The sequence below is a fragment of the Xanthomonas sp. NCPPB 2922 genome, from assembly GCF_041520885.1.
Classification (GTDB): Bacteria; Pseudomonadota; Gammaproteobacteria; order Xanthomonadales; family Xanthomonadaceae; genus Xanthomonas; species Xanthomonas campestris.
Map to the genome: position 1 here is coordinate 101,257 of NZ_JBGOFY010000001.1, position 16,324 is coordinate 117,580.

The following is a 16,324-nucleotide window of genomic DNA, read 5'->3' on the forward strand; positions in this document are numbered from 1 at the left end:
GATTCGTGAAGGGCAGCGCCGCGTGTGCTGCTCGTCTCTGGCGCACCGACCATCTTGAGGGGTCCCTGCCCGCCCACCATCACGGGCAGGGATGTACTTGCGGCGTGTCGCGACGGTGGGCGGGCAAGGGCGCTGCAGCCAAGCGACAGATCAACAATTAGAAGCTAGGTGAGTCGAGGGCGCGGTGCCCTCACCGCTCGCGGGACACGCCGTGAACCCGTCCCTGGGGGCTCGGTGGCGGCATCCATGCCGCCACACGGTCCCGCAAGCGGCGAGGACACCGCACCAGAAAGTGAGTCGGTTGCTTTGTTGAAAGCCTGCTCGTTACTCGGCTTGCCTTGGGACATTGATCGGACGCGCCGTTATCGAACAGCGCACGCCATGCACTGCTTGAACCATGCAAACCGCCACTCTCGACTGGTCCTTGCCCGCCCACCGTCGCGGGACCTTACGCGGCAGGGATGCCGCGTAAGCGCTTTACAAGGATGTACTTGCAGCGTGTCCCGCGATGATGGGCGGGCAAGGGCCCTGCAGCCAAGCCGCAGATCGTCCAGGGTGATGCGCCAACGATCGGCGCCGGAAGTGGATTATCCCGTCGCCGGGCCTGCTTATCCCGAGCCGCATAGGCTTGTAAAAAACCCGTGCGACGCCATCCGTGAAGGCATGACCTCGCATCCTGTTGCCACCGCCGACGCCCCCACGCAAGACCGCCTGGATCGCTCCCGGGTGCTGCGTGCCTTCAACCTCAGCCTCGCTGCCGTGCTGCTGCTGGTGGCCGTGTTCACCGCCCAGGGCATGTTCGACTGGCGTGCGTGGGCGGTGGCGCCCCTGCAGGCCGACGGGCTCATCGGCATCCTCACCGCGCCACTGTTGCACGGCTCACTCGCCCATCTGGGCGCCAATGCGGCCGCACTGCTGATCCTGGGCACCCTCGCCGGCAGCGTGTATCCGCGTGCCACCGCGATGGCGTTGCCGCTGCTGTGGCTGGGCTCGGGCCTGGGTGCATGGCTGCTGGGCGACCCCGGCAGCCGCCACCTGGGGGCGAGCGGTGTCACCCACGGGCTGATGTTCCTGGTGTTCGTGCTGGGCCTTCTCCGCCGCGACCGCCCGGCGATCGCCACCAGCATGATCGCGTTCCTGTTCTACGGCGGCATGCTGATGACCATCCTGCCGCACGAAGCCGGCGTGTCCTGGCAATCGCATCTGGGCGGCGCGGTGGCCGGCCTGATTGCCGCGCTGCTGCTGCGCCTGCGCGACCCGCAGCAGGCCAAGCCGCGCTACAGCTGGGATGACGAGGACGAAGACGCCGCGTGGGAGGTCAGCAACCCCGAGCACGCCATGCTGGAACCGCCGCCGCCGCGTCAGGTGCCGGTGCTGTGGCAACGCCAGGACGACGGCTCGGAAAACGTGGTGCTGCATTTCCCGCCACGCGAACGCCCACCGAGCACGTAGTGCGCGTTCTGCAGGCGACTAACCAAGTAATCAGTGCTGTGCCGCGTTTGTAGGAGCGCGCTTGCGCGCGATGAAGCGTCGCCGGTAACGCCCGATCGCGCGCAAGCGCGCTCCTACGCACTCCGCGTTACCTACCGCGGTGTCTGCCCGCTCAACGTGCGTCGCGCCAAGCCCGTGTTGCCGGCGAAGAATGCGTCGATGCCGGTGCAGAGATAGCGCTTGAATTGCGCCAGTGCGCCACGCACGTACAACCATTCTTCAAACAAACCACCGACCAATCCACGTCGCCGCCCGCCTCACGTAGGAGCGCGCTTGCGCGCGATGAAGCGTCACCGGTAACGCCCCATCGCGCGCAAGCGCGCTCCTACGTATGCGTTGCTTACCGCGGTGTTTTCGCGCTCAACGCACGCCGCGCCAGGCCCGGGTCATCGGCGAAAAACGCATCGATGCCCGTGTCCAGATAGCGCTTTAATTCCGCCAGCGCACCCGCTTCGTTACGTTCGGTCGGCGCACCGCCACTGCGGTTGTCGGCGGCGAGAAAATAGTTTTCCGGTCGAAAGGTGTACGGCTGCACCTGCAATCCCGCCGCATGCGCATCGCGCACCAGGCTGGTCGGTTGACCCAGGCGCTGCTGCGCGTCCAGCGGAATGATCGCGCGGATGTCCGGGCCGATCGCGTCGGCGTAGGTGGCAACCTGCGTGAGCCCCGCAGGCGTCATCAGTTGCGCATAGCTGGCTGGCGCAGCGCCCTTTCCCGCATCGGGCAGCGCCATCTGCGCACCACTGAGCAATTGCAGCAGCCGGATGTTGCTCTGCCGCCCGATCTTGCCGCGCAGGTAGCGCAGGTTGGTGGTCTCGAACGACTGGATCATCACCGGCGCCGTGCGCGTATACGCGTGCGCTTGCAGGGTGGCCAGCACCTTGTCTTCCATCGCCAGGCCCAGGCCGCTGAAATAGCTCGGGTGCTTGATCTCAGGAATCAGCCCGATCGTGCGCCCGGTTGCGGCCGACTCTGCCGCAACGAAGTCGATGATCTCGTCCAGCGTCACGATCTGAAAACGGCCATCCCACTGCGTGCCGCGCAATTGCGGCAACCGCTCACGCGCGCGCAGGGTCTTCAACTCGGCCAGGGTGAAGTCTTCGGTGAACCAGCCTTCCAGCGCCTGGCCATCGATGGTCTTGCGCGTTTTGCGCGCGGCAAACTCCGGATGGCTGGCCACATCGGTGGTGCCGCCGATCTCGTTCTCATGGCGCGCCACCAGCACGCCATCCTTGGTCGACACCAGATCCGGCTCGACGAAATCAGCGCCATCGACGATAGCCTTGGCGTAGGACGCCAAGGTATGTTCCGGGCGCAATGCGCTGGCACCGCGGTGCGCGAAGATCTGCACCGTCTTGGCCAGCGGCGCTTCTGCCAGTGCAGGGCTGCTCATGACGGCCATCATGGCTCCCAACAACAGCGTGCGGTGAAACATCAGCATGGTGTTCTCCCATAGAGCATTGCCACCAGCCACGGCGCCACATGCGCAGGCACGTGTGCATCGCGGCATGGCGCACGCTTGGATGTCACAGGCCCTGGCGCATGTGTGCGCCAACGCCCGGCGTGGACGGATCACTCTAAACGACAAGATCACAGCATCGACGCAGCATCGAAAATGCCGTCACAGCAGCACGTCCGCCGTTACGAATCCCCAATCCCGATTCCCCAATCCCTAACTCAGAACTTCGCATCCAACGTCAAGAACACCTGCCGCGGTGCACTGGCGTGGAACGCCAGCTGGCGGCCATTCGGATCGCTGTTGGCGAACGCGGTGAGGTTGGAGGCGTATCGCTTGTCGGTGAGGTTGGTCACGTTGAGCGAGAGCTTCAGCGACTGCAGCATGCTGACCTGGCCAAACTCGTAGCCGGCGCCGGCATCGAACGAGGTGTAGCCGCCAAAGCCCTGATCATTGGTGTAGGTGTAGAAGCGCTCACCGGTGTACTTGCCACGCAGGTTGACGTTCCAGCCAGCGTAGTTGAAGGCGATTTCGCTGGCCAACATGCGCTTGGGCGTATCCACCGTGGTCTTGCCGGCAGTGGGAATGGTCACCCCGTTCTGCACGTAGTTGTCGTCATAGGTGGAGCGGTTGATCGAGGCCGAGTTGTACCACTGCAGGTAGCTGGTGGGCTTCCAGATCACCGTCAGTTCGCCACCGCGGCTGCTCACCGACCCCACGTTGAAGAAGCGTGTGGTGCAGGCCGGCGTGGTGCCCTGCTGGATGCTGGCGCAGGGGTTGAGCGAGAGCAGGCGGTTGTCGAAGGTGACGTCGTAACCGACCAACGAGGCTTCGAAGCGGTCACGCACGAAGCGATAGCCGGCTTCCAGCGTGCGCGACTTTTCCGGCTCCAGCGCGCCCACGCTGGCATCGAACGAGGCCTGCGTCACCAGCAGCGGGCCACCGGCGCCACCGCCCTGGAATGCGGCGATGTTTTCCGCGTACGAGGCGAACACTTCCTGCCCTTCGGCCAGGCGATACCCCAACCCGATCTGCGGCAGCACCGACTCGCTGGCCTTGATCGAGCCGGTGGCGACCGGCGCTTCCACTGCGATGCCCGGCGTCTCGCGCGCGGTCATTTCGGTGCTCGGGCTCTTGATGCCCAGATCCACGCTCAGGCGGTCGTCGAGAAACTTGAAGTTGCCCTGCACGTAGAACTGCCGCGTGGTGATGATGTAGTTCTGCGAGAACAGCCGGCGGTCGGGATCCTGCAGGAACTTGTCATCGCTGACCGGCCCATCGATCCAGTAGAAATTGCGCTCCACATCGTGGTGGTTGCGCTCGTACCACAGCCCGGCTTCCAGATGATGCGGGCCCAGATCCCAACCGAGCGAGGCGATGCCGCCGGTGCGATTGATCCAGTAGTTGGTGCTGCGGATCGAGATCGGCAGTGCCTGCGGCGTGCCCGGGTTGGATGCCTGGCCCGGCGACCACCAGTGGCCTTGGCCCTTGTTTTCATGGTGATACACCTGCGTATGGAGGCTGATGGCATCGTTGGGTTGGAAGTCGCCGGCCACGTAGAACAAGTCGTCGTCGCGCAGCGCGCGGCTCTGGTAATACGCGTCGTCCACGTTATCCACGCCGCCGCTGAAGCCGCAACGTGCGGCATTGCGCGTGGCCGGTGCGCAGTACGCCGCCGCCAACGCACGGTTCCAGTCCGGTGCGTACAAATTCCAATCCCAGCCCAGACCACGCGCCATGCCGCTCTTGGACAGGTAGGAATAGTCGGCTTGCGAAGTGCGCGAGGTATCGGCGAAGGCCGTCAACTTGCCGCCGTCGAACTGATACACGCCCTTGGCATTGAACTGCCGGGTGGTGGTCGGCGACTCGGGGCGCGCCCACGTGTCGGCTTCGGCATTGATGCCGGACACATACGCCGAGAACCCGTTGTAATCACCGGTATCAATACGCAGGAAGGTGCGGCGGTTGGCATCGGAGCCCACCGTCTGCGACACCTGGCCGCCAAACACGCTGGACGGATCGGCCGAGTAGTACTGGATGGTGCCGCCGAGGTTGCTGGTCGACGCGGTACCGAGCGCACCGATACCCGAAGCCAGCTCCACGCCGCCGAAATTCTCGGCGATCAGCGCGCGGCTGATGTTGAGGCCGTTGTAGTTGCCGTACGCGTTATCGCCCAGCGGCAACCCATCGAGCGTGTAGCCCAGACGCGTGCCGTTGAAGCCACGCAGGCTGATCGTTTGCGACTCTTCGTTCGCGCCGAAGGCATCGTTGGACTGCACGTTGACGCCCGGCATGCGGTTGAGCAGCTTCTGGATGCTGGTGCCCGGCGGCAGCACCGGAATGTCCTGCTGGGTGATGCGCTGCACCTGACGGGTTTCGCCCTGACCGATCACCGACACCGCATCGAGTTGCTGCACGGTTCCCGTTGCGGCAGACGCGTCGGCACCTGCCTCGGCGGGCGTATCGGCGGCGCGCACGGCCGGTGACAGCACGAGCGCGGTAAGGACAGCGGCACTGAGGAGATGGGTCTTGGGCATGAGCGGCGTGGGGGAAGAGTCAAAAGATGGCGGCAAGCGTGCGACAGCTGTTTTGCGCCGATGCGACGGCCACATGACAGTGCGGCGACAGTCGCTGCGTTGCGCGCGCCGTCACTGCGTGGCGCCGGCATGCAGCTGTCATCTGCGCGTCGTAATGTGCGCGTTCTTCCCGTTGTGTCGTTTGAGGAGTGTTCCATGCCGCAGCGCCGTGCTCGCTCGTTCTATCGGACGCTGACTGGCATCGCTATCGCCACGTTGCTGATCGGCAGCGGCCTGGCGGGTGCACGGGAGAAGCCAGCCTCCGCAGGTTCGGTGATTGCTACCGACGCGCGTGGTTATCTGCAGAAAGAGCAATTGCCCGACAGCCTGCAGCTGGTCCCGCCACCGCCGCAGGATGGCAGCGCCGCGCTTGCCAACGACGAGGCAGTGGCCAAGGCGATGCTGCAACTACGCGGCACAGCACGCTGGGACCTGGCCACGCGCGACGCCGCGCTTGGCTTCCCGGCGGCGGCTGGCCACTTCAGCTGCGCATTGGGCGTGCAGATCGACCAGGCCACGACGCCACACCTGCTGCGCCTGCTCGAACGCAGCCTGCGCGATGCCAGCACCAGCACCAGTGCGGCCAAGGCGCGCTACCAACGCCCGCGCCCGTTCATGCGCAACGATCAACCGATGTGCACCCCGGCCGACGACGACAGCCTGCGCAAGAACGGCTCCTACCCGTCTGGTCACACCGCCATCGGCTGGAGTTGGGGCCTGATCCTGGCCGAGCTGGCACCGGCCAGGCGCGATGCCCTGCTCGCCCGCGGCCGCGCCTTCGGCGACAGCCGCCTGGTCTGCAACGTGCACTGGCAAAGCGACGTCCTGCAGGGCCGCATCATGGGCACCGCCACCGTCGCGGCACTGCATGGCAACGCCGAGTTCCAGAAAGACCTGGCCGCCGCCCGCCGCGAGATTGCCAAAGTTACGCCAGTGGACTCCACGACATGCGCGGCAGAAGCCGCCGCCCTGCAGACGGTGTTGCCGGGCGTGCTGTAGGCCAGATCGCAGTGATGCGCGCCTGCGCGATGTGCAGGTCGCAGGCATGCAGCCGAACACTGCGGCTCGCAGCATTCGTCGATTGGCGCATGCAGGCATGACGGCATGGGGATGCCTGGGCTCTGAGTCGATGGGCAGACTATCTGGCGCATGCGTGCAGCAGTGCGTTGCCCGCTCTAACGCTGGCAATAGTTCCGTTTCCACTGGTTACTTGTTGACCGCTGCCTTGGCGCATAGCCGCCGAGATGCTGGTCATGCGCGGCATCAGCGATCACAGAGCGTTGGCCTGGCATAGGCGCCTGCAACCCACCATCCGTTGAGCACAGCAGTTGGCGGCCTCTTGGCAGGTCATGCTTCCGCAAGAGATGCGAGAGACCCGCTTGGTCGACCTGCGGGCGTGTTCTCCCGGCACTGACTCGCCCAGCTGTCGCACCACCTCGCTGTGGCCACAAGACGTGCGCGCACTGGCGTGCTTGGTCCGGCGTTCGCCTGAACCCCTGGCGCCTTAGAGGCATTCGCAGCAGCTGCAAATACTTCATTCGCGTACAGCATTTGGCCGAACGAATCCCGACCCGAAAGCACCGATCTCGCCAAAAGTTCCCGGAAGATGACATCTCTGTAAATCTTGGGTTAATCTTCAGACAGGCTTCAGGAAGCTGACGTCCGTTCATGTTTTTCAGGCGATCCCTGAAGTGCAGTTCCCCTCGACTGCGATCGCAGTCGAGTCCCACGTCTGCAGTGTCCGTGACCGAATTCATCAGGAGAGAGAGGAATGACGCGTCCAGGGGTCCGTAGTGTGTTGTGCAGGAACATCAAGCGCAGTGCCTTGAGTCTTGCGTTGGGGATGTGCGTCGTCGGTGGGGTACAGGCGCAGAGCGCAGTCGGCTCGATCTTCGGTAGTGGCCAGCCAGGAAGCACGATCGCCATCCAGAGCCCGCAGACCGGCGTCAGCCGCTCGATCACCGCGGGCGCGGACGGGCGTTTCACTTTCAGCCAATTGCCACCGGGCAAGTACGTGATCACCGCCGATGGGGTGACGCGCGAGGTGGACGTCAAGGTCGGTAGCGGCTCGCAGGTATTGCTCGGCAGCGATGCCAAGACGCTGGACCGTGTGGAGGTCGTGGGCGTACAGGCCTTCAATCCGATCGACGTGTCGTCGGTGGAATCGACCACGGTGTTCACGGCCGAGCAGATGGTCTCGCTGCCGGTGGCCAGTGATGTGTCGTCGGTGGCGCTGCTGGCGCCGGGCGCCGTTCGCGGCGACAGCGGCCTGGGCGCGGGCAATCTGGCCTCTTTCGGCGGCTCCTCGGTGGCCGAGAACGGCTACTACATCAACGGCTTCGACGTGACCAACATGCGCACGTTCCTGTCCTTCGCCAACATCCCGTTCCAGGGCATCGGCCAGCTGCAGATCAAGACCGGCGGCTACGGTGCCGAGTACGGGCGCTCGCTGGGCGGCATCGTCAGCATCGTGACCAAGTCCGGCTCCAACGACTGGCATTACGGCGCCAGCGTTGAATGGGCACCGGACTGGGGCGCTGCAGCAGGCAAGAACGTGCGCGAGCGCGATCCCGATGCGTCGGACCCGCTGTACCAATACCGTAGTGATGACCAGTTCGACAGCACCATCTATTCGGCTTACGCCAGCGGCCCGATCATCAAGGACCGCTTGTTCTTCTTTGCAATGGTGGAAGGCCGCCAGGAGACGGAAGACAACTTCTACGCGCTGACCAGCCGGCGTGTCAGTGACACGACGCCGCAGGGCCTGGTCAAACTCGACTGGTACATCAACGACAGCAACCTGGTCGAATTCACCGGCATCTACAACCAGGCCAAGACCAAGTACCGCACCTACGAATACGACACCGACGCCAACGGCGATAACCGCTACAACGTTGGCAGGCACGAAGTGCCGATCGAGCAGTACGAGATGGAAAACGGCGGCAAGGTCGGCATCCTCAAGTACACCGGCTACTTCACCGACAATTTCACCCTGTCGGCGCAATACGGCTATTTGAGCAACCTGATCGATTCCCGCTTACCTGCCAATCCCGCTGGCGGAGAGTGCCCATGGGCGTACAGCTTCGGCCTGACCACCAGCGTGATTGACCGCTATATCGGCTGCAACCCGGGCACGATCACGACCATCGCTGATCTGGATGCCGAACCCGATGAAGACGTCCGCAAAGCCTTCCGCGTGGATGGCGAATGGGTGCTGGGCGAGCACCGGCTGCGCTTTGGCGTGGATCAGGAAAAATACGAATCCAGCCACCGTGGCCAGACCTACGCCGGCGGCATCAACTGGGCGTACTACACCGTGCCGGGCAATGCTGTGGCAACCGGCGCGTTTGCCGGACAGCCGGGGCGTACGGTCAACGGTCAGCTCGTGCCGCGCGGTGCGCTGTACGCACGCTCACGCGTGTATCAGACCAGCAGCTCCAGCTACGAGAACACCAATAGCGCGTTCTATCTGGAAGACAACTGGCAGGTCACCGAGAACTTCCTTGCCGTGCTCGGCTTGCGCGGCGAAAAGTTCGAAAACAAGAACGGCGATGGCATCGCCTGGATCGAGTCCGATTACAAGATGGCGCCGCGCCTTGGCTTCTCCTGGGATGTGCTCGGCGACGCCAGCCTGAAGCTATTCGGTACCGCCGGCCGCTACTACATTCCGGTGGCGACCAACTCGAGTATCCGGGCCACCGGTGCCGAATCGACCGTGTCCAACTGGTACTTCGTCAATGGCTGGAGCGAAGCCGATGGCACGCCGGTGGGTCAAGGTGCGCAGATCGGCCAGACCCAGGCCAATGGCTCGCTCACTGCGCCGAATCCGGCCTCTGTCGCATCGACCAACCTGTCGCCGATGTACCAGGACGAAGTGATCCTGGGTGGCCAACTGCAGCTGACCGAGAACTGGATGGCGGGTGTGCGCATGATCCGCCGCGAAGTGAAGTCCGGCATGGACGACACCTGCACAACCAACCCCTGGATTGATTGGGCCGCAGACAACGGCTATCCCGATTTCGATCCGGGATCCGTGCCGAGCTGCTACTTCCTCAATCCAGGAAGCGATGTCACCCTCAATGTCGATTTGAACGGCGATGGCGAAGTCGAACTGGCCACCCTGCCTGCCTCGTACCTTGGACTACCCGAGTATCGTCGCCTCCACACGGCACTGGAATTCTTCTGGGAACGGACCGGCGAGAAGTTCAACTTCCAGGGCTCCTATACGTTTGCCAGGACACGCGGCAACGTCGAGGGCTACGTCAATTCCACGCTGGAACAGGAAGATGCCGGCCTCACCCAGGACTTCGACCACCGTCTGTTCACCGATGGCACCTATGGGCCGACCCCGAACGATCGTCAGCACACGCTCAAGCTGTTCGGGGCATACAACCTCACGCCCGAATGGCAGTTCGGCGGAAATCTGGTGCTGCAGTCCGGCCGCCCGATCAACTGCCAGGGCTATATCCCGCTGGACGATATTCCGCAGCCTGACCAGGGCAACCTCAGCGGTTACAGCGGCTCGAGCTTTTATTGCTTGAACGCTGAAGGCACACGCGAGCTACGCCAACGTGGCGACGAAGGCCGCACACCGTGGACCTGGACCTTCGATCTGGCAGCGGCCTACATCCCCAATTGGGCCGACAACAAGCTGCGCATCAAGCTCGACGTCTTCAACCTGTTCAACAACGATCGCGTCACCGAGTACAACGAGTTCAGTGAGGCCTCGCGTGATGTGATCAGCCCGAACTACTTGAACGATGGCAATTACCAGACACCGCGCTCATTCCGGCTGACGGCACGCTACGACTTCTAAGCGTGCGCATAGTGAAGTGACCACAGCATCCGGCCTCGCAAGAGGCCGGATTTTTCATGGGTGGCGCATGAGCGAGGTCGCGGCCACCGCATTACTTCCCGATACAAAAACTCGAAAAGATCTTGCCGAGTAAATCGTCCGCGCTGAGCTTGCCGGTGATTTCGCCGAGGGCTTCATGCGCCAGGCGCAGTTCTTCGGCGGCCAGTTCGAGCTGCTCGTAGCGCAGCTCCAGATCTGCGGCGTCGGCATGTTGTTCGGCGCGGTGCAATGCATCGACATGCCGCGTGCGCGCTGAAAATTCGCCATCCACGCTTTCTATGCCATCGCCCAGCGCCAGTTCGCGCAGGCGGGTGTGCAGGTGCTCCAGCCCCTGCCCGGTCACCGCAGACACCGCGATCGCATCGGCGTCCATTGGCCCAGCCACAGCCAGCAGGTCGCATTTGTTGTGGATCCACAACCGGCGCGGTACCGCATCAATGGCATCGCCGAGGGCATCGCGCGCGGCCTGCGGGTCACGTGCATCCAGCACGATCAGCGCCAGGTCGGCACGCTGCAGTTCGGCGCGCGCGCGGCGCATGCCTTCGCGCTCGATTGCATCGCCGCCCTCGCGCAGGCCTGCGGTATCGACCAATGTCAGTTCGAAGCCATCGAGCTGGATCGCCTCGTGCAGGGTATCGCGCGTGGTACCGGCGACATCGGTGACGATCGCCCGCTCGCTGCCGGCCAAGGCATTGAGCAAGGAACTCTTGCCGGCGTTGGGCGGGCCGATGAGTACTGCGTGCAAACCATCGCGCAACTTGCGTCCACGTTCGGCATCGCGCAACAGCTGCGCAAGCAGTGCGCGCGTGCGGGTGAGCTCCTCGCGCACCTGCGCGCCGCCCAGTGTGTCGAGGGGCTCGTCGGCGAAGTCGATCGCCGCTTCCACATGGATGCGCAACCGCGTGAGGCTCTCACTTACCGCATCCACGCGTCGCGAGAACACACCGTCGAGCGATCTGCGCGCCGCACGCGCTGCGCGCAGATCGCCAGCGGCGATCAGGTCGGCAATCGCTTCGGCCTGTGCCAGGTCGAGTTTGCCGTTGAGGAAGGCCCGCTCGCTGAACTCACCCGCACGCGCCTGACGTGCACCCAGCGCGATGCAGCGGGCCACCAATTGCCGTAGCAGCACCGGGCTGCCGTGGCCCTGCAGCTCCACCACCTCTTCGCCGGTGAAGCTGTGCGGCGCGGGGAACCACACCGCGATGCCGTCATCGATGACCTCGCCCTGCGCATCACGAAAGCGCGCGTAACGTGCATGCCGCGCTTGCAGTCCGGCGATGCCCAGCGCGGCGGCGATCTGTACCGATTGCGGGCCGGACAGCCGCACGATACCGATACCGCCAGTTCCGGCAGCAGTGGCGATGGCAACGATGGTGGAAGGCGAAGCATTCATGCGAAGAGAGAACGAAGAGAAATCACAGAGTCTGCAACTGTGCGCGTGCCTGCTCGGCGCCTGCACCTTGCGGCTGCAGGGCGAGATAGGTGGTGTAGGCCTTGCGTGCCTTCTCGCGATCGCCTGCCTTGGCATAGGCATCGCCGAGGTTGAGATAGGCCACCGCGCGCGAGGGATCGATCTTCAAGGTGTTTTCCAGCCAGCGTGCGGCTTCGGCATAGCGCTCCTGGCGGTAGTACACAAACCCCAGGTTATTGGCAGCCAATGCAAAGTCCGGCCGTAGCTTCAGGGCTTCGGCGAACTGCTCGGCGGCATCGGCGTAGCGTTTTTCCTTGTACAGCTGCAAACCACGTTCGTTGGCCAATTGCGCACGCTGCCGGTCGCTGCTCTTCACCGCGGTCGGCAGCACCAACGTGGCTTCGCCGCCCTGCAAGGTCTTGACCGTCACCGGCGCCGCGTTTGCCGGTACGCCGGCACTGACCGCAGCCGGGCGCACCGCATCCACGCGGCCATTGAGCGCGATCGCGGCCGCCGACAACTGCGCGGTATCGGCGGTGAGGAATTCTTCGCCACTCGGCACCTGGAACACAAACTCACCGCCCTGCGATCCCGGCAGGCTGCCGAATGCCGGCGTCTGTGCCGACACCGCAGACACAGCCGGCGCGACATACGCGGCCAGCTCGGTTCCGGTGATCAAGCCATCGCCATTGAGATCGCCCTTGCCGGCCAGCGCCTGCAACACCACCCAGGTGAACACCGAATGCCCGTTCGGGCCACTGTCGGCCACCTGTTGATCGGCGCCGCCGGCGGTGAGCATCTGGCGCGCGATACGGCGGGCGTTCTCACGCAGGTAGGCGCTGGAACCTGGGCCGCCACGGGTCAATCCCAAACCGCTGTAGCAGGCGTCCATCACGAACAGCACGTGCTTGGCCTGCAGGCTTTCGGCGATGTTCTGCAGGTCGCTCATCGCGATCGCGTCGTTGGCCAGGTGCTCCGGGTCCGAATCCACCGGGGTGATGTAGCCCAGGTCGCGCCCGGAGGCGAGCCGGCGCGTGGCGCCATGCCCGGCGAAGAACACGAACACGCGGTCGTTGGTCTGCGCGCGTCCATCGCCGAGCCGGTCATGGAACGCGGCCAGGATGTTGTTGCGGGTGGCTTCGGCATTCTTGAGCACGATCACCTGCGACGACGGAAACCCCAACGGGCCGGTCAAGGTGTTGGCAATGGCCTGCGCATCATTGGCGGCGTATTCGAGCTTGGGCCAGCGCGCGTAGTCGTCGATGCCGATCACGATCGCCCACGACTTGGCATAACCGGTGGTCACCGTTGCGGCCGCGGTCGCGCTGGGTGCTCGCGCCACCGAGAAATCGCGCCCGTTCCAGCCGGCAAACTGGTAGCCATCGGCAATCAGGCGATCCAGGATCTGCGGCAACGCTTTCACGGCGCGGTCGTGGATATCGTGGAACAGCACGATGCCGCGCTGTTCCTTGTTCACCTGGTCCAGCACGCGCTGCACGATCGATTCCGGCACCGGGTCGGCCCAGTCCATTGAATCGATGTTCCACATGATCGATTTCAGGCCCGCTTCGCCGAGCAATTGCAGCCCTTCGGCATTGCGTGCGCCATACGGAAACCGAAACAGCGGCGCGCGCTTGTCGTCCACCGCACGCAACAGCGTGTCGGTATCCAGCACCTGGCTGCGCAAGGCCGCACCGGTGGTCTTGGACAGCTGTGCATGGGTGAGGCTGTGATTGCCCACCGCATAGCCTTCTTCCATCAGGCTGTGGCTGATCTTGGCCAGCGGTGCCAGGGTCGGCTTGCCTTGCGCATCCAGGTTGCCCAGATTGCGGCCCACTTCGAAGAACACGCCGGGCACGTCGTAGCGTTTGAGGATGGTCACGATCTCCTCGGTGTAAGCCTTGTGCGGGCCATCGTCGAAGGTCAGCACCACCGTCTTGGGCGGCAGATCGCGGCCGAAGATCTCGCTCTCGCTGTCGCGCGCGGAGAACGGATACGGCTCCACCACGCCGTGGTCGCGCAGGATCTTTTCGCGCGTGTACAGCGTGCGCAGATGCGCCACGTAGTCGTCCCATTTCTCGCGCTTGGGCGTGATGGCGCGGCTGCGATCGAAGCGGCTGAAGATCTGGGTCAGCTCGGTGTTGTAGGTGCGTTCGATTTCATCCAGCGCCTCCAGGTCTTCGCCAATGCGTTGGTGCAGTTTCACCGCCGGCAATGCCGAATCGCGGCCAATGCGCGCGTGCAAATCGCGCAGCACTTCGCGAAAGGCCAGGCGATCGGCATCGTAGAGATCGGGCGCTGACTCGACATCGTCCAGCACCGTGGCAAGGGTGGCGAAGCGGGTGGATGCCTTGGAGGCCAGCACGGTCTCGAACCGCGCAGCAATACGCTCGCGCTGCTCCAGGTTCTCATGGAACAACTGCTGGCCCACGCTGCTGGAGGTGGCACGGTCGCGCGGCGATTGCGCGGCCTCATCGGCCAGCAACACGATGATGCGGCGATGCCGGTCCAGCTGTTCGCGCAACTGCGCGATCAGGGCGCGCGCATCTTCGGCAGCTGGATCGTTTTGCACGGCAGATGTGGCGGATGCGGCCGGCTTGGCAGCCTCCTGCCCATCGCGCCCGTCCTGCGGTTTGCCGCAGCCAGCCAGCAGCAACAGCCCCACATAACTGGCGCACAGCAACAGGCGGTGCAGCGGCGAAGACATCACGAACGCATCCTTGGCAATGGTCAGCACGTGCGGTGGTGCACTGCGGGGGCACATGTACAAAGCCCGCCTTGCGGCGGGCCTTGTTCCACTTACTTGGCGTTGGCCTGGATGATCTTGCTCGGCTTCTCGCCGTGCTGGCGGATCATCCACCACTGGATCAGCAGACCCAGGCCACCGTTGACGACCCAGTACAGCACCAGGCCGGCCGGCATGAAGGCCATCATGACGCCGAACACCAGCGGCATGAACTGCATCATCTTGGCCTGCATCGGGTCCATGCCCGGAGTCGGGGTCAGCTTCTGCGTTGCCCACATGATGGCGATGTTGAGCACCGGCAGGATGAAGTACGGATCGCGCGCGGTCAGGTCCTGGATCCAGCCCAGCCACGGCGCCTGACGCAGTTCCACCGATTCCACCAACACCCAGTACAGCGCGAAGAAGATCGGCATCTGGATCAGCAGCGGCAGGCAGCCACCCATCGGGTTGATCTTTTCCTTCTTGAACAGCTCCATCGTCGCCTGCTGGTACTTCTGGCGGTCGTCGCCGTAGCGCTCCTTCAACTGCGCCAGGCGCGGCTGGAAGCGGCGCATCTTGGCACCGGACTTGTACTGCGCGGCCGACAGCGGATACAGCGCCAGGCGCAGCACCACCACCAGGCCAATGATCGCCCAGCCCCAGTTGTGCAGGAAGCTGTGCAGATGGCTCAGCACCCAGAACAGGCCCTGGCCGATGATGGCCATGATCGAGAAGCGGCTGTAGTCGACCACGCGGTCCAGACCCTTCACGTCTTCCTTGGCGAGCAGGCTGACCAGCTTCGGGCCCACCCACAGGCGCGCCTCGGTGCTGGCACTCTGGCCCGGTGCCACGGTGAAGGCTGGGCCACGCAGCTCGGCCACGTCACGCGGGCCATCCTGCGCCAGCACGTACAGCGAGGCCTGGTCCTTCTGCGGGATCCACGCGGTGAAGAAGTGATGCTGCAGCAGGGCCACCCAGCCGCCGGTGATCTGGCGATTCAGGCCACCGTCGTCCATGTAGTCCTTGAACGCCCGGCGCTCATACCCTTCCTGCGGGCTGTACCAGGTCGCGCCGTTGAAGCTGAAGGAATCCGGGTTGGTCATGCCGCGGCTGAGGATGGTCGGCACCCGGCTCAGCTTGCGGAACACATAGCCGTTCCACGCCGCATCGCTCTTGTTGATCACCTCATCCTTGATCGAGATCGCGTAGCTGCCGCGCTGCAAGGTGAAAGTGCGGCGGATCGACACGCCATTGGGGCCGTTCCACACGAACGGCACTACCAGGGTGTTCTGGCCCTTGGCCAGCTCAAACGTGGTGCCCGGCTGCTCGGCACGGAAACCGCCCACGCCCGGCACCGGCGAGCGCTCGCTGGCCCAGCCGCTGGTGGCGTTATACGGATGCGCGGCGTCTTCGGTCAGCAACTTGACCGGCTCGGTGCCGTCCTTGGTTTGCGGGAACTGTAACAGCTCGGCGTCGAGCACGCTGCGGCCGTCCAGCTTCAGGCGCAGCACGTCCGAGGTCAGGGTGATTGCCGGCGCGGCACCTGCCGCCACGGGCGTGGCCGTGGCCGTGGTGGTGCTGGTCCCAGGCACCGCGGCAGGGCTGCCGGCTTGCGGAATCGCCTGTGCCGACGGCACGTTCGCCGCGGGGGCCGCGGCGTCCGGATCGCGCGCCGCCGGGACCGCCTGCGAGGCGATCGGCGTCGGCGCATTGGCGGCCGCCTTGTCCTTGCCCCACTCCATCCACAGCAGTGCCGCGACCATCAGCCAGGCAAAAATCAGGAAAACACGGGTCTGGTTCATCGGGCAGC

At 64.4% G+C, this 16,324-nt stretch carries 8 protein-coding genes; 3 read left to right on the forward strand and 5 right to left on the reverse strand.

The features are described 5' to 3' along the window. Nucleotides 1-663: 663 nt before the first annotated feature. Nucleotides 664-1,452: a rhomboid family intramembrane serine protease gene (locus tag ACD584_RS00430; protein WP_076037585.1), complete on the forward strand. Its 789-nt coding sequence runs from the start codon at nucleotides 664-666 to the stop codon at nucleotides 1,450-1,452. 379 nt (nucleotides 1,453-1,831) lie between these two features. On the opposite strand, the gene ACD584_RS00435 is transcribed toward ACD584_RS00430, so the two are convergent. After that, a complete protein-coding gene (locus ACD584_RS00435) occupies nucleotides 1,832-2,932 on the reverse strand; it encodes a glycerophosphodiester phosphodiesterase (protein ID WP_076037584.1) in 1,101 nt (366 codons plus the stop codon). 236 nt (nucleotides 2,933-3,168) lie between these two features. Further along, nucleotides 3,169-5,484, reverse strand: a complete 2,316-nt coding sequence (locus tag ACD584_RS00440; protein ID WP_076037583.1) for a TonB-dependent receptor — start codon at nucleotides 5,482-5,484, stop codon at nucleotides 3,169-3,171. Nucleotides 5,485-5,679: 195 nt separating this feature from the next. Between ACD584_RS00440 and ACD584_RS00445 the strand changes: the two genes are divergently transcribed. Together ACD584_RS00445 and ACD584_RS00450 are read left to right on the forward strand one after the other, a co-directional pair. Beyond that, nucleotides 5,680-6,522: a phosphatase PAP2 family protein gene (locus tag ACD584_RS00445; protein WP_076037582.1), complete on the forward strand. Its 843-nt coding sequence runs from the start codon at nucleotides 5,680-5,682 to the stop codon at nucleotides 6,520-6,522. Nucleotides 6,523-7,294: 772 nt separating this feature from the next. Beyond that, nucleotides 7,295-10,339 carry a TonB-dependent receptor plug domain-containing protein gene (locus ACD584_RS00450; RefSeq protein ID WP_076037581.1) on the forward strand — a complete coding sequence of 1,015 codons (3,045 nt, stop codon included), beginning with the start codon at nucleotides 7,295-7,297 and terminating at the stop codon, nucleotides 10,337-10,339. A gap of 91 nt (nucleotides 10,340-10,430) precedes the next feature. On the opposite strand, the gene mnmE is transcribed toward ACD584_RS00450, so the two are convergent. From mnmE to yidC, 3 genes are all read right to left on the reverse strand, one after another. After that, entirely contained in the window at nucleotides 10,431-11,771 is a 1,341-nt protein-coding gene (mnmE, locus tag ACD584_RS00455) for a tRNA uridine-5-carboxymethylaminomethyl(34) synthesis GTPase MnmE (RefSeq protein ID WP_076037580.1), read from the reverse strand. Nucleotides 11,772-11,793: 22 nt separating this feature from the next. Then, entirely contained in the window at nucleotides 11,794-14,499 is a 2,706-nt protein-coding gene (locus ACD584_RS00460; RefSeq protein ID WP_076037982.1) for a polysaccharide deacetylase family protein, read from the reverse strand. Nucleotides 14,500-14,588: 89 nt separating this feature from the next. Beyond that, nucleotides 14,589-16,316 (reverse strand): membrane protein insertase YidC, encoded by a 1,728-nt coding sequence (gene yidC / locus ACD584_RS00465; RefSeq protein WP_076037579.1) that lies wholly within the window; start codon nucleotides 16,314-16,316, stop codon nucleotides 14,589-14,591. Nucleotides 16,317-16,324: the final 8 nt, after the last annotated feature.